General features: G+C 70.8%; 23 protein-coding genes. 18 read left to right on the forward strand and 5 right to left on the reverse strand.

Annotated elements, in window-relative coordinates:
* Positions 1-54: 54 nt before the first annotated feature.
* On the forward strand, positions 55-507 hold the full coding sequence (locus ACOOHC_RS06050; RefSeq protein WP_420453109.1) for a hypothetical protein: 453 nt from the start codon (positions 55-57) through the stop codon (positions 505-507).
* A 75-nt stretch (positions 508-582) separates the two neighbouring features.
* Here ACOOHC_RS06050 and ftsH read toward each other — a convergent pair whose 3' ends face one another.
* Positions 583-2577 carry an ATP-dependent zinc metalloprotease FtsH gene (gene ftsH, locus ACOOHC_RS06055; protein ID WP_420453110.1) on the reverse strand — a complete coding sequence of 665 codons (1995 nt, stop codon included), beginning with the start codon at positions 2575-2577 and terminating at the stop codon, positions 583-585.
* 131 nt (positions 2578-2708) lie between these two features.
* Here ftsH and ACOOHC_RS06060 point away from each other — a divergent pair, with 131 nt between their 5' ends.
* The 8 genes from ACOOHC_RS06060 to ACOOHC_RS06095 all read left to right on the forward strand — a co-directional run bounded on the left by ACOOHC_RS06060 (position 2709) and on the right by ACOOHC_RS06095 (position 13681).
* A complete protein-coding gene (locus tag ACOOHC_RS06060; protein ID WP_420453111.1) occupies positions 2709-3224 on the forward strand; it encodes a DUF3499 family protein in 516 nt (171 codons plus the stop codon).
* Positions 3225-3294: 70 nt separating this feature from the next.
* Entirely contained in the window at positions 3295-4002 is a 708-nt protein-coding gene (locus ACOOHC_RS06065; protein ID WP_420453112.1) for a CPBP family intramembrane glutamic endopeptidase, read from the forward strand.
* Between the two features lie 90 nt (positions 4003-4092).
* Entirely contained in the window at positions 4093-7074 is a 2982-nt protein-coding gene (locus ACOOHC_RS06070) for a 6-pyruvoyl-tetrahydropterin synthase-related protein (protein WP_420453113.1), read from the forward strand.
* 89 nt (positions 7075-7163) lie between these two features.
* Positions 7164-8552 carry a phosphomannomutase/phosphoglucomutase gene (manB, locus tag ACOOHC_RS06075; RefSeq protein WP_420453114.1) on the forward strand — a complete coding sequence of 463 codons (1389 nt, stop codon included), beginning with the start codon at positions 7164-7166 and terminating at the stop codon, positions 8550-8552.
* A gap of 12 nt (positions 8553-8564) precedes the next feature.
* On the forward strand, positions 8565-8801 hold the full coding sequence (locus tag ACOOHC_RS06080; protein ID WP_420453115.1) for a Trm112 family protein: 237 nt from the start codon (positions 8565-8567) through the stop codon (positions 8799-8801).
* A gap of 156 nt (positions 8802-8957) precedes the next feature.
* Positions 8958-10334 (forward strand): hypothetical protein, encoded by a 1377-nt coding sequence (locus ACOOHC_RS06085; protein ID WP_420453116.1) that lies wholly within the window; start codon positions 8958-8960, stop codon positions 10332-10334.
* Positions 10335-10526: 192 nt separating this feature from the next.
* Entirely contained in the window at positions 10527-12059 is a 1533-nt protein-coding gene (ahcY, locus tag ACOOHC_RS06090; RefSeq protein WP_420453117.1) for an adenosylhomocysteinase, read from the forward strand.
* Between the two features lie 77 nt (positions 12060-12136).
* On the forward strand, positions 12137-13681 hold the full coding sequence (locus ACOOHC_RS06095) for a phosphoenolpyruvate carboxykinase (RefSeq protein WP_420453118.1): 1545 nt from the start codon (positions 12137-12139) through the stop codon (positions 13679-13681).
* 54 nt (positions 13682-13735) lie between these two features.
* On the opposite strand, the gene ACOOHC_RS06100 is transcribed toward ACOOHC_RS06095, so the two are convergent.
* Positions 13736-14662, reverse strand: coding sequence for a ribonuclease Z (locus ACOOHC_RS06100; RefSeq protein WP_420453119.1), 927 nt, complete (start codon positions 14660-14662; stop codon positions 13736-13738).
* An 84-nt stretch (positions 14663-14746) separates the two neighbouring features.
* A complete protein-coding gene (locus ACOOHC_RS06105) occupies positions 14747-15247 on the reverse strand; it encodes an O-acetyl-ADP-ribose deacetylase (RefSeq protein ID WP_420453120.1) in 501 nt (166 codons plus the stop codon).
* A gap of 218 nt (positions 15248-15465) precedes the next feature.
* Between ACOOHC_RS06105 and ACOOHC_RS06110 the strand changes: the two genes are divergently transcribed.
* Entirely contained in the window at positions 15466-15753 is a 288-nt protein-coding gene (locus ACOOHC_RS06110; RefSeq protein ID WP_420453121.1) for an acylphosphatase, read from the forward strand.
* 66 nt (positions 15754-15819) lie between these two features.
* Here ACOOHC_RS06110 and ACOOHC_RS06115 read toward each other — a convergent pair whose 3' ends face one another.
* The gene (locus ACOOHC_RS06115) at positions 15820-16281 is read right to left on the reverse strand and encodes an SRPBCC family protein (RefSeq protein ID WP_420453866.1); all 462 of its coding nucleotides are present in this window, start codon (positions 16279-16281) and stop codon (positions 15820-15822) included.
* A 133-nt stretch (positions 16282-16414) separates the two neighbouring features.
* Entirely contained in the window at positions 16415-17125 is a 711-nt protein-coding gene (locus tag ACOOHC_RS06120; protein WP_420453122.1) for a YczE/YyaS/YitT family protein, read from the reverse strand.
* 387 nt (positions 17126-17512) lie between these two features.
* Between ACOOHC_RS06120 and ACOOHC_RS06125 the strand changes: the two genes are divergently transcribed.
* From ACOOHC_RS06125 to ACOOHC_RS06160, 8 genes are all read left to right on the forward strand, one after another.
* Positions 17513-18154, forward strand: a complete 642-nt coding sequence (locus tag ACOOHC_RS06125; protein ID WP_420453123.1) for a ComF family protein — start codon at positions 17513-17515, stop codon at positions 18152-18154.
* 125 nt (positions 18155-18279) lie between these two features.
* Positions 18280-21129 (forward strand): preprotein translocase subunit SecA, encoded by a 2850-nt coding sequence (gene secA, locus ACOOHC_RS06130; protein WP_420453124.1) that lies wholly within the window; start codon positions 18280-18282, stop codon positions 21127-21129.
* 9 nt (positions 21130-21138) lie between these two features.
* The gene (gene prfB, locus ACOOHC_RS06135; RefSeq protein ID WP_420453125.1) at positions 21139-22245 is read left to right on the forward strand and encodes a peptide chain release factor 2; all 1107 of its coding nucleotides are present in this window, start codon (positions 21139-21141) and stop codon (positions 22243-22245) included.
* 304 nt (positions 22246-22549) lie between these two features.
* Positions 22550-23392: an alpha/beta fold hydrolase gene (locus ACOOHC_RS06140; RefSeq protein ID WP_420453126.1), complete on the forward strand. Its 843-nt coding sequence runs from the start codon at positions 22550-22552 to the stop codon at positions 23390-23392.
* A 177-nt stretch (positions 23393-23569) separates the two neighbouring features.
* Positions 23570-24247: a cell division ATP-binding protein FtsE gene (gene ftsE, locus ACOOHC_RS06145; protein WP_420453127.1), complete on the forward strand. Its 678-nt coding sequence runs from the start codon at positions 23570-23572 to the stop codon at positions 24245-24247.
* A 126-nt stretch (positions 24248-24373) separates the two neighbouring features.
* Entirely contained in the window at positions 24374-25276 is a 903-nt protein-coding gene (locus ACOOHC_RS06150) for a cell division protein FtsX (protein ID WP_420453128.1), read from the forward strand.
* Between the two features lie 55 nt (positions 25277-25331).
* Positions 25332-26192 (forward strand): crotonase/enoyl-CoA hydratase family protein, encoded by an 861-nt coding sequence (locus ACOOHC_RS06155; RefSeq protein ID WP_420453129.1) that lies wholly within the window; start codon positions 25332-25334, stop codon positions 26190-26192.
* Between the two features lie 147 nt (positions 26193-26339).
* A complete protein-coding gene (locus ACOOHC_RS06160; RefSeq protein ID WP_420453130.1) occupies positions 26340-26531 on the forward strand; it encodes a hypothetical protein in 192 nt (63 codons plus the stop codon).
* Positions 26532-26550: the final 19 nt, after the last annotated feature.

Raw genomic sequence — 26550 nt, forward strand, 5'->3', positions numbered from 1 at the left:
TCACGGCGCGGTCCTCGCGGCCGTCGCGTCGGGGAGGGTGGGTAGCCTGAGGGGGTGACCCGGATCGTCGTCGCGCTGGCCATCGTCGCGATCGCAGCCGCGATCGCGCACCTCGTCGCCCGCCGGCGCGTGCCGGACGCGCCGACCCAGCGGCGGTTCCACGTGCCCGAGCAGCTCGACCGGGCCGACTTCCCCCGACCGGAGGTGCCCTGGCTCGTCGCCGTGTTCACCTCGGCGACCTGCGATCAGTGCCTCCAGGTGGCGTCGAAGGCGGCGGTGCTCGAGAGCCGCGACGTCGCGGTGGCGACGATCGAGTTCTCCGAGCAGCGGGCGCTCCACGAGCGCTACCGCATCGACGCCGTGCCGACGCTGGTGGTCGCGGGCCCCGACGGCGTCACCCGCCGGGGGTTCCTCGGGCCGATGAGCGCCACGGATCTGTGGGCCGCCGTCGCGGAGGCTCGCGATCCCGGTTCGACGCCGTCGGCCTGCGATCACCACGCCGTGTGAGCGCACCGCCCGGGCGGCGGTCCGAGCGCCGAGCGCGGGGTGGCGAACCCGCGGCGGCGACGAGCCGCCGACGGGTCAGCGCAGGATGATGTCGTCGAGGGTCTCGGCGTCCTCGCCCGACTCGATCATCCCCTGCTGGATCAGACGGGCGACGGTCGGGCCGTCGATCGTCTCGTGCTCCAGCAGGGACTCGGCGATCAGCTCGAGGCCGCGGCGGTGCCGCGTCAGGGTCCGCTTCGCACGCTGCTCCTGATCGGTGAGCAGCTTCGCGATCTCCTCGTCGAGCAGCTTCGCCGTGTCGTCGGAGTACTCACGGCCCGACGACATCAGGTCGTCGCCGAGGAAGGTCTGCTGCTGGCTCGACCACGCCTGGGGCCCGACCCGATCCGACATCCCCCACTCGCGCACCATGCGGCGAGCGATCCCGGTGGCCTGCTCGAGGTCGTTGGCGGCGCCCGAGTTGAGGTGGCCGAACACGACGATCTCGGCGACGCGGCCGCCCATCGCCTTGCAGATGGTGTCCTCGAAGTACTCCTTGGAGTAGGTGTGGCGCTCCTGGGGGAGCGACCAGGTGACCCCGAGCGCCATGCCGCGCGGGAGGATCGTCACCTTGTGCAGCGGGTCACCGTTGGGGAGCACGGTCGCGAGCAGGGCGTGCCCGCCCTCGTGGTACGCGGTCGCCTTCTTCTCCTCGGCGGTCATGATGACCGATTCGCGCTGAGCGCCGAGGACGACGCGATCACGGGCGTTCTCGAAGTCGATCCGCTCGATCTCCTTCGAGCCGCGCCGCACCGCGACGAGCGCGGCCTCGTTGACCAGGTTCGCCAGGTCGGCGCCGGCCATCCCGACCGTCGCCTTGGCCATCGTCTCCATGTCGACGTCGGCGCCCATCCGCTTGTCCCGGCTGTGGACCTCGAGGATCGCACGTCGCTCGTCGGCCTCGGGGAGGGGGACGACGATCTGGCGGTCGAAGCGGCCGGGGCGCAGCAGCGCCGGGTCGAGGATGTCGGGTCGGTTCGTCGCCGCCATGATCACGATGCCCTCCGACGCCTCGAAGCCGTCCATCTCGGCGAGCATCTGGTTGAGCGTCTGCTCGCGCTCGTCGTGACCGCCGCCGAGACCCGCGCCGCGCTTGCGCCCGATCGAGTCGATCTCGTCGATGAAGATGATCGCCCGACCCATCCGGCGGGCCTGCTGGAACAGGTCGCGCACACGGCTCGCGCCGACCCCGACGAACATCTCCATGAAGTCGGACCCGGTGACCGAGAGGAACCCGACGCCGGCTTCGCCCGCGACCGCCCGGGCGAGCAGCGTCTTGCCGGTGCCGGGAGGGCCGACGAGGAGCATGCCCTTGGGCACCCGTGCGCCGATCTCCTTGAACCGCTCGGGGTAGCGCAGGAAGTCGACGACCTCGCTGATCTCCTGCTTGACGCCCTCGTAGCCGGCGATGTCGTCGAAGGTCGTCGAGGGCTTGTCGGTGGTGTACGCCTTGGCCTTGCTCTTGCCGATCGACATGACCCCGCCCATCTGGCCCGCGGCGCGCCGCTGCATCCAGACGAGGAAGCCGATGATCAGGAACACCGGCAGCATGAACCCGAGCAGGTTGAGCAGCGCGTTGTTGCTCGGCGCGTCGTAGGTGATCGAGACGCCGCTCTCCTCGAGGAACGCCTGGTCACCCTCGAACAGCCCGGCCTCGCCGCCACCGGTGGTGTTGAACGTGTCGCCGTTGGTGTACTCGCCGGTGATGTTGCCGCTGCCCTTGTCGACCTCGACGGAGCCGACGTTGCCCTCGTCCACCTGGCTGATGAACTCGGTGTAGGTCAGGTCGGTGCCGTCGTCGCTCGGCCAGAAGCTGGGGACGAGCAGGGCCGCGACCGCGACGCCCGCGATGATCCACCAGCCCCACTTGGGGAACCCCGTCTTAGTCTCACCGGAACCACCGCCGTGGTTCGACGAGCCCTCCGGCTCGAACTTGCTCTTCGGGGCGGGCCGCGCCGACTTGTTCGGCCGACGCGAACCCCGTCCGCCACCCGGCGGGGGCGGGGGAGGGGGAGGGGGCAGGTCGCTCATGGATCCATGATACGAGGCTGCGCGGTCGACGTCAGGTCGTGCGCCGCGCGGTTTCACCGAACCGTCACCGGTGGATCACCCGCCGATGACCATCCACCAGCTCGCGCGGACGTTCGCCTACCGTTTTCGAGATGGCAGAGGGACCGCAGGGCCAGTCCACCGCGAACGAGGCGACGGGACGGCCCACGGGCTCCGAGGGTCCCGCCACGCCCGCGCCGCCCGACTCGGGCGGCGGGATGGACAGCCTGTTCGAGCGCATCGCGACCGAGATGTCCTCCGAGTCCCGGGTCGCGGCCGCCGGCGTGTCGCCGTCCGACCTGAGCGCATCGGGGGTCGACGGCTCCCCGCCCGGCGGGGTCGTGCTCGACGGGACCGGCAGCTGGCCCGCGCCCGACATCTCGACCCAGATCGACCGTCCGCGGATCGCCAACCGCCAGTGCTCGCGCAGCGGGTGCTCCGACGTCGCGGCGGTGACGCTCAGCTACCACTACGAGACCTCGCAGGTGTGGATCGACCACCTCGCGCCCGAGCGCGATCCGCACCGCTACGACCTGTGCTCCCACCACGCCGGGCGGATGTCGGTGCCGCGCGGGTGGCACCTCGAGGACCGCCGCCGCGTCCGACGCGGCGCCCTGATCGCCGTCTGACCCTGATCGCCGTCTGACGAGGGCGCTGGCGCCATCCGGCCTCGATCCGTCGCCGGTAGCGTCGCGCTCCGTGCCGAGCCCTCGTCGCAGCGTCGCGCGCTCCTGCCCCGTCGACGCCCGGGACGGAGTCGTCGCGTTCCTCGCCACCTGGCTCCTGGCAGCCGTCGCGTCGTCCGTGGTGCTCGTGGCGGCGGGTGCGACGGACGACGTCGCGATCGGCGTGCTGGCGGCGTCGCTGCTGGCCGGCTGGGTCGTCTACGGCGTCGGGGTGGCGCTCACCTCGACCCGCCTCGGCTCGGGTGACGTCCGATCCGACTTCGGGATCCGGGTCGCGCCCGCCGACCTGGTCGGCATCCCGCTCGGCGTCGTGGCGCAGATCGTCGCGGTGCCCGCCGTCTACGTCCCGTTGCGCGCACGCTGGCCGGAGACGTTCGACGACGGGGCCCTCGTCGAGACCGCGGAGGACCTCGTCGAACGCTCCCCGGGCGCTCTGATCCTGCTGCTGGGAGCGCTCGTCGTCGTCGGCGCACCCGTCGTCGAGGAGATCGTCTACCGGGGCCTGCTGCAGCGACCCCTGCTCACGTCGCTGCCCGCCGGGCCCGCCATCGTCCTCGTCGCCGTCGTGTTCGCCGCGATCCACTTCCGGCCCGTCGAGTTCCCCGGGCTGCTCGTCGCGGGGCTGGTGTTCGGGACGGCCGCCTGGTGGACGGGGCGCCTCGGCACCTCGATCGCCGCCCACCTCGCGTTCAACGCCACCGGCCTGGCGATGGTCATCTGACGGTGGGCGACGTGACCGAAAGGCGCACGTGTGACCGCGAGGTGCCCGGGACCTTTGTCAGAATGGTCGACCTGTGAGGATCCGCACCCCATGAGCGACGAACGGTTCGGCCGCGCCCCGACGACCGACGGCACCGGCGACGCGTCGAGTCCGGACGACGAGGCGGCGGCCGACGACGGTCGGGGCCGAGCGGCGACGATCGTCGTCGACGCCCCAGGGGGCGGTTCCGCGACGGTGGGGCGCGAGTCGGTCGGCGACGACCCGCCCGGCGACGTCGACGACCCCGCGACCTCCCCCGACGCACCCGACGCCGGCGGCGCGCCGGCGGATCCGCCCCCGCCCCGGCCCCGACGGGCCCTGGCCCGTGCGGGGCGTCGCCCGACCGCGTGGTGGAACCGGGAGTGGACGACGGAGCGGATCATCCGGCTCGTCGTCACCGCGGTGTCGCTCGCGGTGACGACCGTGATCGTGATGCTCGTCGTCCACCTCGAGCCGATCCCGTTCATCGGGGGCCGCGACCTGATCCTCGACCGCACGACCCCCACCGGCGGCGACATGGGAGCGCACGTGTGGGCTCCCGCCTTCCTGCGCGACCACCTGCTGCCGAACCTCCAGCTGTCGGGGTGGAGCATGGACTGGTACGGCGGGCTGCCCCTGTACCGCTTCTACATGGTGATCCCGGCGCTCGCGATCGTCGCGCTCGACGTGCTCCTGCCCTACGGCATCGCGTTCAAGCTCGTCGCGATCTCGGGGATCGTGACCTTCCCCGTGGCGTGCTGGGCGTTCGGGCGCCTGGCCGCGTTCCGCCACCCGATCCCCGAGCTGTTCGCCTTCGGCGGCGTCTGCTTCCTGCTCGACGAGAGCTTCGAGATCTACGGCGGCAACGTGAAGTCGACGATGGCGGGGGAGTACTCGTTCTCGATCGCGCTGACCCTCGCGGTGCTCGGCCTCGGCCTGCTCGCCCACGGCCTGCGCACCGGGCGCTTCCGCGTCCGCGCGGCGATCGTGCTCTCGCTCGCCGCGGTCTGCCACGGCATCGTGCTGATCTTCGTCGCGGTCGCCGCGACCCTGCTGTGCCTGGTGTGGGTCGACTCCACCCGGTTGCGCTACGCCCTCACCACCGGCGCCGCCACGGTCCTGCTCTCCGCGTGGTGGGTGGGCCCGTTCCTGTTCGGCCACGAGTTCATGACCGACATGAAGTACGGCTACCGCCCGAACAGCTCGGACGACTCGTTCTGGGACATGTACTTCCCGTTGACGCCCGCGCTCGACATCGCGATCACCACCCTCGCGGTGATCGCGGTGGTCGCGTTCGTGCTGCGTCGCCAGCTCACCGGGACCGCCCTCGGCCTGATCTGCGTCGTGTTCGCGATCCTGGTGTGGAACACCCGGGAGAGCCTGCCGGTGATCGGCCTGCTGTGGAACCCGCGGCTGCTGCCGTTCGTGTACCTGACCCGCTACCTGCTGATGGTCGTCGGCGCGTACGAGGTGATCGCCTGGGGGATCAACGCCGCCCGCGACCGGCGTGCCGCCGAGCGCCTGCGGGCCAGCGAGGCGGCCACGGCGTTCGCGATCGTCGGGCTGTCGATCGTGACCGTCTTCGGGTGGATGTACGAGGTCCTCCCCAACGGCGGGCGCGTCGTCGAGACGGAGGGGGAGTCGGCCGTCTACGCGTGGGGGCCGTTCCGCAAGGGCCCCGAGAGCGGGCGGGCCGTCGCCGACGGGTGGTCGCGGTACAACTTCACGGGCTACGAGGGGCGCACCGCCTACCCGGCGTACCACCACCTGGTCGAGACGATGGCCGAGATCGGTCGCGACCCCGAGAGGGGGTGCGGCAAGGCCGTGTGGGAGAACAACAGCGACAACAGCGAGTACGGCACGACGATGGCGCTGATGCTGCTCCCGCACTGGACGCGCGGGTGCATCGGGTCGTCGGAGGGCCTGTTCTTCGAGGCGACGGCCTCGACCAACTACCACTTCCTCACCGCCGCCGCTGTCTCGGAGAGCTCGTCCAACCCCGTGCGCCAGCTGCGCTACGAGAACCTCGACACCGAGGTCGGGGTGCGCCACCTCGACGACATCGGGGCCCGCTACCTGATGGTGCGCACCGACGCGGCCAAGAGCGCGGCCGCCGAGGTCGACGGGCTCGAGTTCGTCGTCTCGTCGGGGACGTGGGACGTGTACCAGGTGAGCGGATCCGAGCAGGTCGAGGCGCTCGAGGTCGAACCCGTCGTCGTCGACCACGACCCGGGCGCGGCGTGGTACAAGCCCGGCGACGATCGTGAGCGCAACCTCGAGCTCGGGACGAGCTGGTTCCAGGATCGCGCCGCGTGGCCGGCGATGCCGGTGGACGACGGCCCCGAGGGGTGGCAGCGAGCGACCGCCACCATCGCCGAGGACGACCGCATCGAGCCCTTCGACGATCAGGCGCGCAAGGTCGACCGGGTGCGCCCGCTCGCGCCGATCGAGCCGACCCCCCTGCCCCCCGTGGCGGTCTCCGCGATCGACACCGGTGAGCAGTCGCTGTCGTTCCGCGTCGACCGAGTCGGTGTCCCGGTGGTCGTCAAGGTCAGCTACTTCCCGAACTGGGAGGTGGCGGGCGCGCAGGGCCCCTTCCGCGCCGGTGCGAACCAGATGGTCGTCGTCCCGACGAGCGAGGAGGTGACGCTGACGTACGACCCGCGCGGGACCCTCGACTGGTTCTTCTACGGCGTGACGCTCGCGGGCATCGCGCTGTGCGTCGCCCTGTGGCGCCTCGGCGACGTCGGCCACGCCGGCCCCGTCCCCTCGCTCGGCTCGCTGGGCCGCCGCCGACGGCGGCGCGGCGACGGGGAGGACGACGCCTCCGGCGCCGGCAGCGACGACGCGCTCGACGACCGGTCCACCGACGGCCGGTCCGACCACGACACGTCCCTCGACGACACGGACCCCCACGGCACGGAGCGCGGCGACGCGGACCTCGACGACGTGCTCCTCGACCGCACGCGAGCCGGTGGCGTCGCCCCGGACGACGATCCGTGGGCCCCTGGGGACACCCGGCGGACCGGCGCCGACGGTGGTCCCACGCCCTGACGGAGGCGGTGCGAGCGTCGGGGTCGCGCCCGAACGAGGCGGCGACGTCGACACGGCCCGCACTTCCCGCGATAGCGTCCCGAGCCGACATGTCAGTCCTCGACCAGATCGTCAAGGCCTACGACATCCGCGGAACCGTGCACGACGAGCTCAACGCCGACGTCGCCTACGCCCTCGGAGTCGGGTTCGCCTCGCTCATCCTCGACGACCCGGATCGCGCGGCGAGTCCGGGAGCGTCGGCGCCCCGTGCGGTCATCGCACGAGACATGCGCCCGTCGGGCCCGATCCTCGTCGACGCCTTCACCCGCGGCCTGCTCGCGCACGGCGTCGACGTGGTCGACATCGGGCTCGCCTCGACCGACCTGATGTACTTCGCGTCCGGCCAGCTCGACGTCCCGGGGGCGATGTTCACCGCGTCGCACAACCCCGCCGGCTACAACGGCGTGAAGCTGTGCCGGTCGGCCGCACGGCCGGTCGGGGCCGACTCCGGTCTCGCACAGGTCAAGTCCGTCGCCGAGCGGGTGCTCGACGGCGACGAGCCCGATCGGGCGCCCGAGGCCGGGTCGCGCAACGAGGACTCGATGCTCGACGCCTTCGTGGAGCACGTGCTCACGTTCGTCGACCCCGCCGAGATCGGACCCCTCCGAGTCGTGGCCGACACCGCCAACGGGATGGGCGGCCTGGTCGTGCCCGCCGTGCTCGAGCGCCTCGACGGCGTCGAGTTCGAGATCATGTACCCCGAGCTCGACGGCACCTTCCCCAACCACCCCGCCGACCCGCTCCAGCCCGCCAACCAGCGCGATCTGCGCGCTCGCGTGGTGTCGGGCGGGTTCGACCTCGGGCTCGCCTTCGACGGCGACGCCGACCGGGTGTTCGTGGTCGACGAGAAGGGGGTCGGGCTGAGCGGGTCGACGACGACCGCGATCCTCGCTGCCGCCACCCTGCGAAAGGAGCCGGGCGCGACGATCCTGCACAACCTGATCTGCTCGCACGCGGTGCCCGAGGTCGTCACCGAGCACGGGGGCACCCCCGTGCGCACCCGCGTCGGGCACTCCTACATCAAGCAGGTGATGGCCGAGACCGGGGCGGTGTTCGGCGGCGAGCACTCGGCGCACTACTACTTCGCGCGCAACTACAACGCCGACAGCGGCCTGATCGCGTCGTTGCTGGTGATGGCCGAGATCGGCCGCTCGGGGACGCCGCTGTCGGAGCTGCGCACCCCCTTCGAGCGGTACTGCGACAGCGGCGAGATCAACACCCAGGTCGACGACCCCGAGGCCGTCATCGCACGCATCCGCCAGCGGTTCGACGGCTGCGACACCGACGACCTCGACGGGCTGACCGTGCGCTGCGACGACTGGTGGTTCAACCTGCGTGCCTCGAACACCGAGCCGCTGCTGCGCCTCAACCTCGAGGCGCCGACGCGTGACGAGTGCGACGAGCACGTCGCCGAGCTGCTGTCCATGATCACCACCTGACACACTGGCGCGATGACCCTGTCTCCCGATCTCCTCGCCATCCTCGCGTGCCCCGAGGACAAGGGTCCCCTGTACTACGTGCAGGACGAGGACCTGCTCTACAACCCCCGCCTGACCCGGGCGTACCGGATCCACGACGACATCCCCGTGATGCTCGTCGAGGAGGCCGACACCCTCGACGACGACGAGCACCGACGGCTCGTCTCGCTGATCGAGTCGTCGGGGATCGAGCCCACCTTCGAGCGGTGAGCTGGAGCTGCGCACGTCCGCGCCCGACCGCCGGCCGGGACGGGTTCAAGGCGTACCTCCCGCGTGCCGACACCATGGTGGCTGCCCGGCGCACACGCCTCGCTTCGCCCCCCGTCGACCGCCCCCGAGATGACGAATGAGTTACGATCCATGATGATGTCCGCGTCCAAGATCCGCCGAACCGCCGCCCTGCTGGTCGGCGCCGCGACGATCGGTGTGCTGCCGACCGTGACCTCGACGCCCACGGTGTCGGCGCAAGCCGCCGACCTCGGTGCGGGAGGTGAGTACTTCCCGATCACCCCGATCCGCGTGTTCGACACCAACCTCAACGGCGGCCGCGTCCCGGTGAACTCGTCGTTCGAGGTCGACGTCCTGGGCGAGGGCGGGGTGCCCGACGACGACGTGCTCGCCGTCGCGGCGAACATCACCCTCGTCGACGCCCCCGGTCGCGGCTACGTCTCGGTGCGACCCTCCGACTACGACGCGTCTGGCGACCTGCCGACGTCGCTGATCAACTTCGAGACCGACGGCCAGACCGTCCCCAACTTCGGGATCATCGGTGTCGGCAGCGAGGGCAGGCTGACGATCGACGTCCGCTCGGAGGCGAGCGGCGACGTGCGCGTCGCGGTCGACATCTTCGGCTGGGTCGCCAAGTCGGCCTTCGACGGCGACGGTGACGTCGCCGAGGAGGACGGGGCTCGCCTCGTCACCGTCACCCCCCAGCGCCTCGTCGACACCCGTGAGTCGGGCGACCGCCTCGGCACGCGCGACTCGCTCGAGGTGCCGGCGCGCGGGCGTGGCCCGGTCCCCGACTCCCCCGACGTGAGCGCGGTGGTGATCAACCTCACCGGCATCAACAACCGTCCGGGGAGCACCACCACCTACCTGTCGGCGTCCGCCGACCCGGTCGCCGACGGTCAGCGCGAGGCGAACAGCTCCAACGGCAACTACCCGGCAGGGGTGGTCAAGGCCAACCTCGCCATCGTCCCCGTCAACGACGCCGGGAGCTTCTTCGTCTTCAACCGGGCCGGGGCCACCGACGTCGCGATCGACGTGGTCGGCTACATGCGGTCCGGCGGTGCCGGAGACGACCGGACGGGCCGCATCGTCCCGCTCGAGTCGCCGTTCCGCTCCTTCGACACGCGCAGCGAGGAGTTCGGCAGCCGCCGTCTCGGCTACTCGTCGTGGGAGAGCTGGAGCTTCCAGGAGTTCGCCGAGTCGGTGAGCCTGAACGGCGTCGAGGTCGGCGCTCAGGCCGGGCTCGTGGGCAACCTCACCGCCGCGGGCCTCCAGCCCAACCCGGGCTTCAGCGACGCCAACAGCTACATGACGCTCAACCCGAGCCGCCCCGAGGGCTTCTCCGACGCCCCGGGCAACTCCAACCTCAACTTCGAGGTCGGCGGGGCCGTGGCGAACTCCGCCGTCGTCACCTACGGCACCGACGGCGAGGGCGACGACGAGATGGTGTCCGCGTACAACGCGGACGGCTCGGTGCACTACATCCTCGACGTCTACGCCGTCGTGCTGGACTGACGCCTCGGCCGGCGCCACTGCGACCTCGTCGCGGTCCCCGACGCTCACGAGCCCGGCCGCAGCGTGCGCGCCGGGCTCGTGCGCGCCCGGGCCCGGTACACTCCGAGCGCTGGGCTGATCCTGCTCGGACCTGATGGTCCCGGCCCGGTTCGCACTCCGTGCACCACCCGCGAACCACCAGGAGGTACCCCCATGTCCGTCCCCACCACCGATGCCGAGACCGCCGCGAGCTCCGAGTCGAGCTCCGGCGTCTCGTCGGGCGTCGGCTTCGCCGCCCGCAAGGACTGGCGCGTCGCCGATCTCTCGCTCGCCCCCTTCGGTCGCAAGGAGATGCTGCTCGCCGAGCACGAGATGCCCGGCCTGATGGCGTTGCGCGAGGAGTACGGCGAGTCCCGGCCGCTGGCCGGCGCACGGATCTCGGGATCGCTGCACATGACCATCCAGACCGCCGTGCTGATCGAGACGCTCACCGCCCTCGGAGCCGAGGTCCGGTGGGCGAGCTGCAACATCTTCTCCACCCAGGACCACGCGGCCGCCGCGGTCGTCGTCGGCCCGAACGGGACCGTCGAGGAGCCCGACGAGGTCCCCGTCTACGCCTGGAAGGGCGAGACGCTCGAGGAGTACTGGTTCTGCACCGACCAGATGATGACCTGGCCCGACGCCGCCGACGGCACCACCTACGACGGTCCGAACATGATCCTCGACGACGGCGGCGACGCCACGATGCTGCTGCACAAGGGGGTCGAGTTCGAGAAGGCCGGCGAGGTGCCCGACCCGACCGAGGCCACGAGCGCCGAGTTCGCGATCGTGCTCGGCCTGCTCCAGCGCACCCTGAGGTCCGATCCGGGCAAGTGGACCCGCATGGCGGCCCAGGTGAGGGGAGTGACCGAGGAGACGACCACCGGTGTGCATCGCCTGTACAACATGATGCGCGAGGGCGAGCTGATGTTCCCCGCGATCAACGTCAACGACTCGGTGACCAAGTCGAAGTTCGACAACCTGTACGGCTGCCGCCACTCCCTCGTCGACGCGATCTCGCGGGCGACCGACGTGATGATCGGCGGCAAGACCGCGATGGTGCTCGGCTACGGCGACGTCGGCAAGGGCTGCGTCGAGTCGCTCCAGGGCCAGGGCGCCCGGGTGATCGTCAGCGAGATCGACCCGATCAACGCGCTGCAGGCGGCGATGGAGGGTCTGCTCGTGCGGCCGCTCGAGGACGTGATCGGATCGATCGACATCTTCGTCACCGCGTCGGGGAACATGGACCTGATCACCGTCGACCACATGCGCGAGATGAAGCACAACGCGATCGTCTGCAACATCGGCCACTTCGACAACGAGATCGACATGGCCGGACTGGCCCGCTCGGGGGCGACCCGCGACGAGCTCAAGCCCGGCACCGACGTGTGGCGCTTCGACGACGGCAAGCAGATCATCGTGCTCGCCGAGGGCCGTCTGGTGAACCTCGGGTGCGCGACGGGCCACCCGAGCTTCGTGATGTCGTGCTCGTTCACCAACCAGGTGCTGGCCCAGATCGAGCTGTTCCGGAACACCGCGAACTACCCGCTCGACGTGTACGTGCTGCCCAAGCGCCTCGACGAGAAGGTGGCCCGCCTGCACCTCGACGCGCTCGACGTGAAGCTCACCCAGCTCACCGGTGAGCAGGCGCAGTACATCGGCGTCGAGCCCGAGGGCCCGTTCAAGCCCGAGCACTACCGCTACTGACCTCCACGACCCATCCGGTGCCGTCACCGGATGGGTCGTTTGGTTCGCGGTGGCGGGTGCCGGGTAGGAAGGAGGGCATGGCCTCTTTCACGCTCCCCGAGGCGGCATCGGTCGCCGTCGACCCCACCCAGGACGAGATGCGCAGGTGGGCGGTCGAGCACATGGACGACGTCTCCGAGACCGAGTTCGGCAACCTCAACTACCGGGCACGGATCAAGGCCCGGCAGGCGCCGTCCACCTTCTTCGTCACCGACGAGCCCAACGACAAGCCGACGATGTCCACCTCGGACGCCGCGACGTGGGCGAAGCGCCAGGACGAGCACATCGCCTCCCAGGACATGATCCTGATCCGTGGCACGATCGGGCCCGACCCCGACTTCCGCACCCCGTGCCAGCTGTACATGGAGAGGACGCAGGCGAACATCCCGGCGATGCAGCAGCAGCTGTACTTCGAGCCGGACCTCGGCGCCGACGGTGACTTCGAGGCCGAGTTCACCATCGTCTACACGCCGTCGTTGCGCACCCCCCAGTTCGGCAACGACTGCCTGATCCTCGTCGACCTCGACAGCTACGTGACGCGCGTCCTCGGTTCCGACTACTTCGGCGAGTCGAAGATGGGCGGGCTGCGGATGTGGAACCGCCTCGTGTACGACCGCGGCGGCCTGGCGATGCACTCGGGAGCGAAGACCTTCCCGGCGGAGGAGACGCGCTCGGGCGAGGAGGAGCTCGCGCTGATCATCGGGCTGTCGGGCACGGGCAAGACGACGACGACGTTCCGCGACGTCAAGGGGTCGATGCCGGTCCAGGACGACTTCATCGCGCTGATGCCCGACGGCACCGTGCACGCCACCGAGAACGGCTGCTTCGCGAAGACGTTCGGTCTCGACCCCGACGACGAGCCGACCATCCACCACGGCGCGACCCAGCCGGGTGCGTGGCTCGAGTCGACCCACGTCGCGGACGACGGCAGCGTCGACTTCTTCGACGACAGCTACACGGCCAACGGTCGCGTCACCTTCCCGCTCGCCGACATCCGCCACCGGGAGCCGACCGATCTCCCGAAGGCGAAGTACCTGTTCATCCTCAACCGCAACGAGAACATCATCCCGGCGGTCGCGAAGCTGCGACCCGAGCAGGCCGCCTACTACTTCATGCTCGGCGAGACCAAGGGGACGAGCGCCGGCGGCGCCTCCGAAGCCGGAAGGTCGCTGCGCGTCCCGGGGACCAACCCGTTCTGGTTCGAGAACGACGCGTCCCAGGCCAACCGGCTGCTCGAGATCCTCGCCCAGCACCCCCTCGAGGTGTACCTGCTGTCGACCGGTCGGGTCGGCGGGGGTGCCGACGTCGCGGGGTCGATGAAGGTGGAGATCGCCGACTCGGCGGCCGTCCAGCAGGGGATCGTCGACGGGACCATCGCGTGGATCGAGGATCCCGACTTCGGCTACTACGTGGCGGAGTCGATCGACGGCGTGGAAGACGGCAAGCTGCGGCCGCGCTCGCTCTACGAGTCGCAGGGCCGCACCGCCGAGTACGAGGACATCGTCGCGACCCTCAAGGCCGACCGAGACCGCTACCTCGCGTCGTTCGCCGGGCTCGACGACCGGGTGGCGCGCGCCGGCTGAGCGGTGCGCGCCGGCTGAGCGACGTCGAGCCCCGCTCGGCGGCGGCGGGTGCGCTCAGGTGGTGCGCGCCGGCACGGCGATGCGGTCGAGGTCGTTCGCGATCACCACGTCGTCGAACTCGAGTCGAGCTTCCTCGGCGAAGGCCTCGACGTCGTCGTAGCGACGCGAGAAGTGGGTCAGCACCAGGCGGCGCGCCCCGGCCTCGTGGGCGAGTCGCCCCGCCTGGCGTGCCGTGAGGTGCCCCCAGCGCGCGGCACGGTCCGTGTCGCGCTCGAGGAACGTCGACTCGCACACCAGCAGGTCGACCCCCGACGCCAGCTCGACCGCGGCCTCGCACCAGGCGGTGTCCATGACGAAGGCGAACGACTGGCCGCGACGGTGCTCGCTCACCTCGGCGAGCACGGTGGTGACGCCGTCGAGGGTGATCTCACCCCGCTCGATCAGGAGGCCGACGTCGGGCCCGTCGATCCCGCGCGCCGAGAGTCGCTCGGGCAGCATCCGACGCCCGTCGGGCTCCGCGAGTCGGTAGCCGAACGCGTCGATCCGGTGCGCGAGCCGTGCCGCCGTGATCTCGAAGGCCTCCTCGACGTGGATCACGCCGTCGGCGTCGATCGGGCGGGGGTCGACCTCGACGTGCTCCTGGCCGGCGCTGGCCGATCGGAGCCGGTCGAACCACTCCTGGCCGCTCGCCGGGTAGTGCACGACGACCGGGACGGGGCCCTGATCGAGAGCGATCCGCAGCAACATCCCCGGCAGTCCGAGGCAGTGGTCCCCGTGGAAGTGGGTGAGGCAGATCCGATCGACGTCGGCGGGGGAGACGTCGGCGCGGGTGAACTGGCGTTGGATCCCCTCGCCGGGGTCGAACAGGATCCCGGAGCCGTCCCAGCGCAGGAGGTAGCCGTTGTGGTTGCGGTGGCGCGTCGGCGTCTGGCTGGCGGTGCCGAGCACGACCAGCTCGCGTGACGCGGTCGGCTCGCTCACGGCCGCGGTCGAAACCGCCGCGGCGCGCTCGGCGGTCGGCTCGGTCGGCTCGGTCGGCTCCAGGTCACGTCCGGGCCGGTCGCCTCATCGCTCGACGGCCGACTCGTAGGCCGCGATCGCCGCCTCGTCGAAGCACACGAAGCGCACCGCCGCCACCGAGGTGGGTGTCGTGGTGACCGCCTCGACCGCGACGCGCGCCGCCGGAGCGGGCGGGTAGCCGTAGACGCCGGTCGAGATCGCGGGGAACGCGACGCTGCGTGCGTCGACCGTGTCGGCGAGGCGCAGCGACTCGCGGTAGCACGAGGCCAGCAGGTCGGCCTCGCCGCGTTCGCCGCCGTGCCAGACGGGGCCGACGGTGTGGACGATCCACCGTGCCGGGAGGTCGAAACCGTCGGTGATCACGGCCTCACCGGTCAGGCAGCCGCCGAGCTCACGGCACGTCGCGAGCAGCGCCGGTCCCGCTGCCCGGTGGATCGCGCCGTCGACACCGCCGCCGCCCAGGAGCGAGGAGTTCGCGGCGTTGACGATCACGTCGACCTCCTCGACGGTGATGTCTCCGTGGACGATCTCGAGCCGCGGTGCCACGAGGTCAGTCTCGCAGCCAGGTGGTCCCACGTGTCGAAGCGGTGTCGCCGAACGCCGCGCCCGGGCCGTTCGCCCGGGCCGTTCGCCCGACGCGGAGGCGGACCCCGGCGCCGGACCCACCGAGCTCCTGGGTCGGGCGGCGGGGCGCGTCGTGGAGGTCGTCGCGCCGGGCGGACCTCGACGGCCCCGGATGGGTCGGCATCGTCCACACTGGTGCGATGGGAGACTCGACCGGGCCGATCCGACGCCGGGTGACCGTGACCGGTCGCGTCCAGGGGGTGTTCTTCCGCGACTCGTGCCGGTCGACGGCGATCGATCTCGGTGTGGCCGGCACCGTGCGCAACCGGTCCGACGGGGCCGTCGAGATCGATGCGCAGGGCCCGGCGTCGGCCGTCGAGCGACTGATCGCGTGGAGCCGCACCGGTCCGCCGCGCGCCGAGGTCGTCCACGTCGAGGTGAGCGAGGAGCCCCCTCGCGCCGTCCACGGCTTCGAGGTCGTCGGCTGACCGCCACGCGGTGGACCGCGACGGGGCCGCCGCGCAGCGACGCGCTCGTGGATGAGCGATGCCAGCTCAGCCGGTGGCGGCGCTGGCCTCTGCCTCGACGACGTCGCGGATCCGCTCGAGGGTGGTCCGCATCCCCCGCTCGTTGGTGCCCGACCGCCAGCGGCCGAGCACCGCCCAGTACGCACGGGTCATCGGCGACGCCGCGAGGCGGAACGACTCGGTGACCACGGTGGCGTCGGCGCCGTCGACCGGCTCGAGGTCGTACTGCCAGTGGTTGACCGGAGCGCCCCCGACCACCACGTCGAAGCCGAACCGGCGCAGCGGCTCGTGGTCGGTGACGACGCACTCGCTCCAGTAGGTCGGGCCGCGCTGGTTGCGTCGCACGTGACCCCGGAAGCGGCGGCCGACACCGGGTTCGGCCGCCTCGTCGGCCCACTCGGCCTCGAAGGTCTCGGGGCTGAACTCGCCGATCCGCGTCACGTCGCTGACCAGGTCCCAGACCCGCTCGACCGGGGCGTGCATCGTCATCGTCACCGATCCGGTGCCCCACCGCCCGTCACCGGAATCGTCCTCGCGACCCGACCAGGTCGCCGAGAGCCGTTCGAGCAGCGGTCCGATCACGGGGATGTCCATCGGCGTGACGCTAGCCACGTGCGGGCACTCACCGGCCCCGGCCCGGGAGGGGGCCGTCCGGCGTCGTCCCGGCCGTGGACGCCCCCGTCGCGGTCTCGGGGTCGACCCGGAGGCGGGGGAGGAAGACCTGGACGAGCGGACCGATCCCGAGCGCGAACACGGCGGTGCCGATCCCGATCGCTCCGCCGAGCGCCACCCCCACGACCAGGACCGTGATCTCGACCCCGGTGCGGGCGGCGCGGATCGAGATGCGACGGCCGGCGATCCCCACCCGGGCCAGCCCGGTCATCAACCCGTCGCGCGGGCCCGGTCCGAGGCCGGCGCCGATGTAGGAGCCGGAGCCGATCGCCACCAGCACGACGCCGCCGAGCATCATCGGAACCCGCAGCACGAGGCGGTCGGTGTCGGCGAGCAGGGGTGAGGTGATGTCGACGACGATGCCGATGACGACGGCGTTGAGGATGGTCCCGAGCCCGGGCCGCTCGCGCAGCGGGATCCACAGGAGGAGGAGCGCGATCCCCGTCGCGATGATGATCCACCCGGTGGAGATCCCGGTCAGGCGGCCGACCCCGGTGTGGAACACGTCCCACGGCGCCGCACCCAGGTCGGAGCGGATCAGCAGGGTGATGCCGACACCGAAGACGACGAGGCCGACCACGCACCGCACGATCCGCTCGACGGCGCGATCTCGGGGCAGGAGCAGACCGGCGGACGGGCGGGACGTCGCGGCGGCGGTCACCGCGGCAGCGTAGAGGGAGCGCCCGGCCCGGACGGGAGCGGTTCGCCCGCTCGCCGGGCGAGGTCCGGCGATCCCCGGACGGGGTCCGTCGTCGGGCGCGCTCCGCGAGCGGGTCGGGCGACCGATGCGCTCCGCGGGCGGGTCGCGCGACCGACCGGGCGAGGCGGGGTGTCGAGCGTGCGTGGCGGAGCCTCGGGCGTGCGTGGCGACGCCTCGGGCGTGCGTGGCGATCCCCGACCCCGACCCCGACCCCCGACCCGCGACCTGCGACCCCCGACCCCCGACCCCCGACCCCCGACCCCCGACCCCCGACCCCCGACCCCATGGTCCTCCCTGTGCTGCGGCGCCCGCCGAACTCCGTGGTACCCCCGTGCGCACGATCTCGGCATGATCTTCGAGACCCGTTGCGCCGGGTGCGACACCCCCGGCGGCGCCATCTGCACCGTCTGCCGGTTCGCTCTGCTCGGCCGAGCCCCCCGCCACCACGACGGACACGACGGCGGCGTCATCGCCGCGCTCGCCTTCACGGGCCGCGCCCGAGACGTGGTGATCGGGCTGAAGTACCGCAACCGGCGCGCCGTCGGTCGCCACCTCGCCGGTCTGGTCGTCAACCGCGTCGTCGAGACCGGCGCGCACCAGGGCCTCGACGTCGTCACGTGGGCGCCGACGAGTCCCCGACGGCGTCGCGAGCGAGGCTTCGACCAGGGCGAGCTGCTGGCGCGCACCGTCGCCCGCCAGCTGGGCCTCCCGTGCCGGCGACTGCTCGAGCGCGACACCGGCCCGAGCCAGACGGGGCGGTCGCGCGCCGAGCGGCTGCGCGGACCCCGGTTCCGGGCCCGACCCGAGCTCGGAGGGCGACGCGTGCTCGTCGTCGACGACGTGGTCACCACCGGAGCGACCCTCCAGGCCGCGGGCGCGGCCCTCGCTTCTCGCGGAGCCGAGCCCGTGCTGGCCGCGGTCGCCGCCACCCCCGAGCGTCGACCGGCGAACGTCGTCGAGCTGCGAGCCCGCCGGTCGCACGCGGCCTGACCGGGAAGGCCGCCGGATCGCGCTCGTTCGCGCTCGACGCCGTCTCGGACCGCGGTCGCTCGACCGCCGATGGTCGGACGGACCTCCGGTCCGAGCCGGGCACGGCCGGTAGGATGCTCGGTCGCATGGGAATCCTCGATCGCATCCTCCGCGCCGGTGAGGGCAAGAAGCTCAAGGCGCTGCACGGAATCGTGCCCGACGTGAACGCGCTGGAGGACGAGACCTCCGCGCTGTCCGACGACGCCCTGAAGGCGAAGACGGTCGAGTTCCGGACCCGCCTCGAGCGTGGCGCGGACGTCGACGACCTCCTCGTGGAGGCGTTCGCGGTGATGCGCGAGGCGAGCACCCGGGTCTTCGGCCAGCGCCACTACGACGTCCAGCTGATGGGCGGCGCCGCCCTCCACTTCGGCTGGGTCGCCGAGCAGAAGACCGGCGAGGGCAAGACGCTCACCTCGACGCTTCCGGCCTACCTCAACGGGCTCACCGGCAAGGGGGTCCACCTCGTCACCGTCAACGACTACCTGGCCAAGCGCGACGCGGAGTGGATGGGCCAGGTCCACCGGTGGCTGGGCCTCGACGTCGGGCTCATCGTGCCCGGCTTCCGCAACACCCCCGCCGAGAAGCGCAAGAGCTACCAGGCCGACATCACCTACGGCACCAACAACGAGCTCGGATTCGACTACCTGCGCGACAACATGGCGCCCACGAAGGACGCCAAGACCCAGCAGCGCGGTCACAACTTCTGCATCGTCGACGAGGTCGACTCGATCCTCATCGACGAAGCCCGCACCCCGCTGATCATCTCCGGCCGCGTCGCCGACGCCGCGAAGCTGTACTACCGCTTCGCCTCGATCGTGCGCACGCTGAAGCGCGACGAGGACTACGAGTTCGAGGAGGACAAGCGCGTCGTCGTCCCGACCGAGCAGGGCATCGAGAAGGTCGAGGCGGCGCTCGACGTCGACAACCTGTACGACAACGTGCAGGCGAACCTCGTCCACCAGTTCACCGTGGCGCTGAAGGCCAAGGAGCTGTACCGCCGCGACAAGGACTACATCGTCCAGGGCGGCGAGGTGAAGATCGTCGACGAGTTCACCGGGCGCATCCTCGAGGGTCGCCGCTGGTCGGAGGGCATCCACCAGGCGGTCGAGGCGAAGGAGGGCGTGAAGATCAAGGAGGAGAACCAGACCCTCGCGACGATCACGCTCCAGAACTACTACCGCCTCTACGACAAGCTCGCCGGGATGACCGGCACCGCCCAGACCGAGGCGGCCGAGCTGATGAACACCTACGGCCTGGGCGTCGTGCCGATCCCGACCAACCGCCCGATCGCCCGCCTCGACGAGGCCGACCTCATCTACAAGACCGAGCAGGCCAAGTTCGACGCGATCATCGACGACATCGAGCCCCGCCACGAGCGCGGCCAGCCGATCCTCGTCGGCACGGCCAGCGTCGCTCGGAGCGAGACCCTCGGGCGCCTGCTCGACGAGCGGGGGATCCGCCACGAGGTGCTGAACGCGAAGCAGCACACCAGAGAGGCCCAGATCGTCACCCAGGCCGGTCGCCTCGGTGCGGTCACCGTCGCCACCAACATGGCCGGTCGCGGCGTCGACATCCAGCTCGGCGGGAACCCGGAGGGCCTCGCCACCGACGACGTGCTGGCAGCCGGGTTCGACGAGGGCCTGCTCGTCGACGAGTTCGACCTGCCGATGCCCGCCGATCAGATGCCCGAGGAGTTCCAGATCGAGCGCAAGAAGGCGCTGGAGCTGTACGCGGAGCGCCTCGCGCACCACTCGACCATCTGCCGAGCGGAGGGCGACGAGGTGCGTGACGCCGGGGGGCTGTACGTGATCGGCTCCGAGCGCCACGACAGCCGGCGCATCGACAACCAGCTCCGCGGCCGCTCCGGGCGACAGGGCGACCCGGGCGAGTCACGATTCTTCCTCAGCCTCGAGGACGATCTCATGCGCCTCTTCGCCACGGGCGCCCTGAACTACGTGATGGGCCGTGCTCTGCCCGACGACGAGGCGATCGAGGCGAAGATGGTCACCAAGGCGATCGAGCGCGCCCAGACCACCGTCGAGACGAAGAACGCGGAGATCCGCAAGAACGTCCTCAAGTACGACGAGGTGATGAACGAGCAGCGCAAGATCATCTACCGGCGCCGTGACCAGATCCTCGACGGCGAGGACCTGCGCTCGGCCGGGATGGAGTACCTCGCCGAGGCCGTCGACTCGCTGATCGCCACCCACTGCGCGTCCGCGGCCGACGACGAGTGGGACCTCGGCGGGCTCGAGAAGGAGCTGACCCTCTACTGGCCGAACTCGAGCACCGAGGAGCAGCTGCGGGCGGCGGGTGGCACCGACGAGATCTACGACATGATCATGTCGAACGCGACCGCCCACTACGCGTCGCGCGAGGCCGAGCTCGGTGAGGACGTGCTGCGCCAGGTCGAGCGCCAGGTGATGCTGCGCATCATCGACCAGCGCTGGCGCGAGCACCTCGAGGAGATGGACTACCTGCAGACCGGGGTCAACCTCCGTGCGATGGGTCAGATGGACCCGCTGACCGAGTGGCAGCGCGAGGGCTTCGAGATGTTCGGGGCGATGATGACCGGGATCGCGCAGGACTTCGTCAAGTACGTGATGCACGTCCAGGTCGCTCCGAGCGCCACCGGTGCCCCGACGTCGACCGACGGGCGCACCGCGATCGCCGATCCGGCCGACACCGACGGCGACGGCGTCATCGACGCCGCCGAGTCGGGTGTCGCGGACCTGACGACGAGCTCGTCCGACGACGTCGACACCGACGGCTTCACGGCCGCCGCGTCGGGCGCCGGCCCGATGCCCGAGCGCGTCGAGCCGGAGGGGACGACCAAGCAGCAGACCGTCGTCAAGGACGAGTTCGCGAAGACGCCCCGCAACGCGCCCTGCCCGTGCGGGAGCGGGAAGAAGTTCAAGAACTGCCACGGTTCGTGAGGGCGCGCCGTGCGTGACTTCTCCTCCGACATCTCCGACGCGCGCCGCCGCCTCGACGAGGCGTCCAGCTACCTGGCGATCACCGACAACCGGGAGCGGTTCGCCGTGCTCGAGGCCGAGGTCGCGGACCCCGCGCTGTGGGACGACCAGGACCGGGCGCGCAAGCTCAACACCGAGTACTCCAACCTCAAGGACGACCTCGACACCTTCGACGGGTTGACCGAGCAGCTCGCGGACGTCGAGGTGCTCCACGAGCTCGCCCGCGACGAGGACGACGAGACCCAGGAGCCCGAGATCGCCGAGCAGCTCGGCGACGTCTCACGTCAGCTCGACGTGCTCGAGCTGCGCAGCCTGTTCACCGGCGAGCACGACGACAGCGACTGCATCGTCCAGATCAACGCGAAGGACGGCGGCGTCGACGCCCAGGACTTCTCCGAGATGCTGCTGCGGATGTACGAGAAGTGGTGCGAGAAGCGCGGCTTCTCCATCGCCCTCAACGGCGTCTCCGAGGGCCAGGAGGCCGGGATCATGTCGGCCGAGGTCACGATCCAGGGCCGCTACGCGTACGGCCTGATGTCGGCCGAGCGTGGCACCCACCGCCTCGTGCGCATCAGCCCGTTCGACAACCAGGGCCGTCGCCAGACGTCGTTCGCGGCGGTCCAGGTGTGGCCCCTGCTCGATGACGTCGACGTCGAGATCGACGACTCCGACATCGAGATGCAGGTGTTCCGCGCATCGGGTGCCGGCGGCCAGCACATCAACAAGACGTCGTCCGCCGTCCGCCTGATCCACCACCCGACCGGTTTGGTCGCGAGCTCGCAGGAGGAGCGCAGCCAGCTCCAGAACCGCGAGCGGGCGATGAACCGGCTGAGCGCGATGATCGCGGCGCAGGCCGCCGAGGAGCGCCAGGCCGAGCTCGACTCGATCGCCGGCAAGCAGGCCCAGGTCGGCTGGGGCAGCCAGATCCGCAGCTACGTGATGCAGCCGTACCAGATGGTGAAGGACCTGCGCACGGAGATCGAGACGGCCAACGTGCAGGGCGTGCTCGACGGCGACCTCGACGTGTTCATCGAGGGCTACCTCCAGCTGCGCCGCTCCGGCACCGACGACGCCTGACGCGGTTCGCGCCCGGTCCACCTCGGCACCGAGCGACTCGTACCGTTCCCGTCAGACGCGAAGAGCACTCGTACCGTTCCCGTCAGACGCGAAGCGCACTCGTACCGTTCCCGTCAGACGCGAAGAACACTCGTACCGTTTCCGCCTGACGGGAAGGAGCACACGGGAGTCGTGCGGGCTCGGGGATCGGGCGGCAGGATCGTGCGGAGGTGATCGGTCTCCACGGGTGGGTCGACGTGTGAGCCCCGGAGCGGTCGGGTACGGCACTCGCGCTCCTGTTCGATCGAGAGGAAGGCTCCCACACATGGCCACCATGAAGATCCAGTCCAGCGCCGGCACGTCGCCGGTGGGCATCGAGACCTACGACTCCGGCGGCGACGGCCGCCCCGTGGTGCTGATCCACGGCTGGCCGCTCAGCGGCCACGCGTGGCGCCCGCAGAAGGACGTCCTCGAGCAGGCCGGATACCGGGTGATCGCGTTCGACCGCCGCGGCTTCGGCGACTCCGACAAGCCGGGGGAGGGGTACGACTACGACACGATGACCGCTGACGTGAAGGCGATCGTCGACGAGCTGTCGCTCTCCGATGCCGTGCTCGTCGGGTTCTCGATGGGCGGCGGCGAGGTCGCCCGCTACGTCGGGCGCTACGGGACGGGCGGCCTCTCCGGTGTCGTGTTCGCGTCCGCGGTGCCCCCGTTCCTCCTGAAGACCGACGACAACCCCGATGGAGGCCTCGGCGACGCCGACGTCCAGGAGATGAAGGACGGGCTGTCGAGCGACCGCGACGGGTTCTTCTCCGAGTTCTCCGAGAACTTCTTCACCGCGGACGGCGAGCTGCGCGTCGACGGCGGGACCGTCGAGAACTGGCGGGCCCTGGCGTCGGACGCCTCGACCGAGGCGGCGCTCGAGTGCATCGACGCGTTCGCTCGGACCGACTTCCGCGACGACCTGGCGAAGGTCGACGTGCCCACCCTCGTGATCCACGGTGCCGGCGACGAGATCGTGCCGATCGACGTCAGCGGCAAGCGGACGGCCGAGATGGTCGACGGAGCGACGCTGCACGTCGTGGAGGGTGGGCCGCACGGCATCAACGACAGCCACACCGAGGAGTTCAACCGGGTCCTGCTGGAGTTCCTCGGCTCGCTCTGACCCCTCGGCGAGCCCGGATCGACCAACCGGCGCTCGACGAACCAGCCGCCGACGACGCCGGGCTCGCACAACGCGGGCCCGGCGTCGCGCACGGCCGCCGGCCGGACCGGTCGGGGTGCCCGAGCACGGGCTCCGAGCGGCGGTACGCTCGCTGCGGCCCGTGGAGGCCCCCGCACCATGATCCGCCTCGAGAACGTCACCAAGAGCTACTCGGCCGAGGTCGTCGCCGTGAAGGACGCGAGCTTCGACGTGGCGAAGGGGGAGTTCGTCTTCCTCGTCGGCCCGTCGGGCTCCGGCAAGAGCACGCTCCTGCGCATGCTGAACCGCCAGGACCGACCCGAGCGCGGCGCGGTGTGGGTGGCGGGCCGCAACATCGTCGACCTGCCCGGTGGCCGCATCCCGATGCTGCGGCGCAACATCGGCAACATCTTCCAGGACTACAAGCTGCTGCTCGAGAAGAACGTCTTCGAGAACGTCGCGTTCGCGCAGGAGGTCATCGGTCGCCCGAAGCACGTGATCCGCCAGCAGGTGCCCGCCGTGCTCGACCTCGTCGGCCTCGCCGGCAAGGAGGAGCGGATGCCGAACCAGCTCTCCGGTGGCGAGCAGCAGCGCGTCTCGATCGCACGCGCCTTCGTCAACCGTCCGCTGATCCTGCTGGCGGACGAGCCCACCGGGAACCTCGACCCGGCGACGGGGGAGGGCATCATGCGCCTCCTCGACCGGATCAACAAGACCGGGACGACGATCGTGATGGCCACCCACGATCAGCGCATCGTCAACACGATGCGCAAGCGCGTGATCCAGCTCGACCGCGGGATCATCGTGCGCGACCAGGCCCGCGGCGTGTACGAGTGACGACGCGCCGGCCGCCGATCACGTCCCCGCAGATCACGCCCCCGCCGACCCCGGACTCGCCGTCACCGCCCGTGGCGTCGCCGCCGGGCTCGACCGGGCGCCACACGACCAGGAAGGACCGAACCGTTGCTCTCCCGCCTCCGATACACGTTCCGTGAGACCCTCGACAGCTTCCGTCGCAACGCGACGCTCACGGTGGCGGCGATCATCACCGCGGCGATCTCGCTGCTCGGTGTGGGTCTGACGTTCCTCAGCCAGCACGGCTTCGACAACCTCCTGCTGAAGTGGGAGGGGGGCGTCGAGATGATCATCTTCATGCGCCCCGACGTCACCGACGACCAGCGCGCTCTGATCGAGCGGAACCTCGACGCCCAGGACCAGTTCATCGAGTCGTGGACCTACTGCGACGTCGACTGCTCGCTCGAGGAGCGCGATCGCGTCCTCGCCGGCGAGCCGGGGACGGCCGACCTGCTGAACGCGGACAACATCCCGACCCAGTACAAGGCCGTCCCGACCGAGCAGACCGACGTCCAGCTGCTGCGCACGGTGACCGAGGCGTTCGCCGACGGGCCCGGGGTGTTCGAGGTGGTCTTCGCGGAGGACCAGATCTCGCTGATCGAGCAGCTCCAGTCGTTCTTCGGGTTCCGCCTGTTCCTGCTGTCGGGGTTCCTCCTGCTCGCGGCGGTCCTGCTCATCTGGAACACGATCCGCACCGCGATCTTCGCGCGCCGGCGCGAGATCGAGGTGATGAAGCTCGTCGGCGCCACCGACTGGTTCATCCGGATCCCGTTCATGCTCGAGGGCCTGCTCCACGGGATCATCGGAGGTGGTCTCGCCAGCCTCGGGCTGTTCATCTGGAACTCGCAGTGGACGAACGGGGTGGAGGAGTTCCCGGACAACAGCGGGTTCGCGGCGCTCGTGGTCACCGACGGGTACGACAAGACGGTGATGCTGCTGATGCTGGGCATCGGTGCCGTCGCGGGAGCCATCGGATCGGGGATCGCGGCGTCGAAGTTCCTCGACGTGTGAGCGACGCGCCCCGGCGGAATCGGGGGCGTCGTCGACCGGTGTCTACGGTCGCGAGATGGAGTACACCGAGATCCAGTTCGACGTCGACGATCACATCGCGACGATCACCCTCGACCGACCCGACCGCTTGAACGCGTTCACCGGGACGATGATGCGCGAGATCATCGACGCCCTCGACACCACCGACGCCGACGACGACGTTCGTGCGGTGATCGTCACCGGGGCGGGGCGGGGGTTCTGCGCCGGGGCCGACCTCGGGGGCGGGGGCAGCACGTTCTCCAAGGGCGGCAGCGACGTCCAGACCGATGTCGGCGTCCCGCGCGACGGCGGGGGCCTCGTCAGCCTGCGGATCTACGACTCGAAGAAGCCCGTGATCGGCGCGATCAACGGCGCCGCGGTCGGTGTCGGCGTGACCATGACGCTGCCGATGGACATCCGCATCGCCTCCGAGGACGCGAAGTTCGGGTTCGTCTTCGCCCGCCGGGGGATCGTGCCCGAGGCCTGCTCGTCGTGGTTCCTGCCGAGGGTGGTCGGGATCAGCCAGGCGGCCGAGTGGTGCTACTCGGGTCGGGTGTTCCCCGCCGAGGAGGCGCTCGCCGGGGGGCTGGTGCGCAGCGTCCACCCCGCCGACGAGCTGATCGGCCAGGCACGTGCGATCGCGTCGGACATCGCCGAGAACTCGGCCCCCGTGTCGGTCGCGCTCACCCGCCAGCTGCTGTGGCGCATGCTCGGCGCCGACCACCCGATGGTCGCCCATCGCGCCGACTCACGGGGGATCCTCGAGCGCGGATCGAGCGACGACTCGCGCGAGGGCGTCGAGAGCTTCCTCGAGAAGCGCTCGGCGAACTACACGAACTCCGTCAGCGAGGAGCTGCCCGACCTGTTCCCGAACCGCAGCGAACCCGTCTTCGAGTGATCGCCTCGCGGTCTCGCTTCGTCATCGTCTCCTGAAGAACGATCGGTGGTCTTGAGATTCCATCTCAAGGTTCTTGAAGACCATCCGATGGTGTATCAGGGACGGTGCAGAAGCGCCGCCGAACCGACACATCGAGGAGAGCCCCCAATGGTCACCATGCTGATGGAGAAGCTGAGCACCGGAGACGTCATCGAGGTCACCACCAGGACCGACGAGGCGATGACCGCCCTCGTGCTGCTGGCGACCGACCAGTTCGTCATCCTCGACCCCTGCGACGGCACGACGCCCTTCGTCCTGCAGAGCAGCGAGCTGGTGGGGTACCGCAAGTTCGACGGCTGACGAGCCGGCGCGTGCCCGT

The sequence above is a fragment of the Ilumatobacter sp. genome (genome assembly GCF_965215205.1).
Classification (GTDB): Bacteria; Actinomycetota; Acidimicrobiia; order Acidimicrobiales; family Ilumatobacteraceae; genus Ilumatobacter_A.

Bases quoted from the DNA above. Each gene is read 5' to 3' on its own strand.
- ftsH (WP_420453110.1), bottom strand. From the start codon at position 2,577: ATGAGCGACCTGCCCCCTCCCCCTCCCCCGCCCCCGCCGGGTGGCGGA.
- ACOOHC_RS06060 (WP_420453111.1), top strand. From the start codon at position 2,709: ATGGCAGAGGGACCGCAGGGCCAGTCCACCGCGAACGAGGCGACGGGA.
- ACOOHC_RS06070 (WP_420453113.1), top strand. From the start codon at position 4,093: ATGAGCGACGAACGGTTCGGCCGCGCCCCGACGACCGACGGCACCGGC.
- manB (WP_420453114.1), top strand. From the start codon at position 7,164: ATGTCAGTCCTCGACCAGATCGTCAAGGCCTACGACATCCGCGGAACC.
- ACOOHC_RS06080 (WP_420453115.1), top strand. From the start codon at position 8,565: ATGACCCTGTCTCCCGATCTCCTCGCCATCCTCGCGTGCCCCGAGGAC.
- ACOOHC_RS06085 (WP_420453116.1), top strand. From the start codon at position 8,958: ATGTCCGCGTCCAAGATCCGCCGAACCGCCGCCCTGCTGGTCGGCGCC.
- ahcY (WP_420453117.1), top strand. From the start codon at position 10,527: ATGTCCGTCCCCACCACCGATGCCGAGACCGCCGCGAGCTCCGAGTCG.
- ACOOHC_RS06095 (WP_420453118.1), top strand. From the start codon at position 12,137: ATGGCCTCTTTCACGCTCCCCGAGGCGGCATCGGTCGCCGTCGACCCC.
- ACOOHC_RS06110 (WP_420453121.1), top strand. From the start codon at position 15,466: ATGGGAGACTCGACCGGGCCGATCCGACGCCGGGTGACCGTGACCGGT.
- ACOOHC_RS06115 (WP_420453866.1), bottom strand. From the start codon at position 16,281: ATGACGATGCACGCCCCGGTCGAGCGGGTCTGGGACCTGGTCAGCGAC.
- ACOOHC_RS06125 (WP_420453123.1), top strand. From the start codon at position 17,513: ATGATCTTCGAGACCCGTTGCGCCGGGTGCGACACCCCCGGCGGCGCC.
- secA (WP_420453124.1), top strand. From the start codon at position 18,280: ATGGGAATCCTCGATCGCATCCTCCGCGCCGGTGAGGGCAAGAAGCTC.
- ACOOHC_RS06140 (WP_420453126.1), top strand. From the start codon at position 22,550: ATGGCCACCATGAAGATCCAGTCCAGCGCCGGCACGTCGCCGGTGGGC.
- ftsE (WP_420453127.1), top strand. From the start codon at position 23,570: ATGATCCGCCTCGAGAACGTCACCAAGAGCTACTCGGCCGAGGTCGTC.
- ACOOHC_RS06155 (WP_420453129.1), top strand. From the start codon at position 25,332: ATGGAGTACACCGAGATCCAGTTCGACGTCGACGATCACATCGCGACG.
- ACOOHC_RS06160 (WP_420453130.1), top strand. From the start codon at position 26,340: ATGGTCACCATGCTGATGGAGAAGCTGAGCACCGGAGACGTCATCGAG.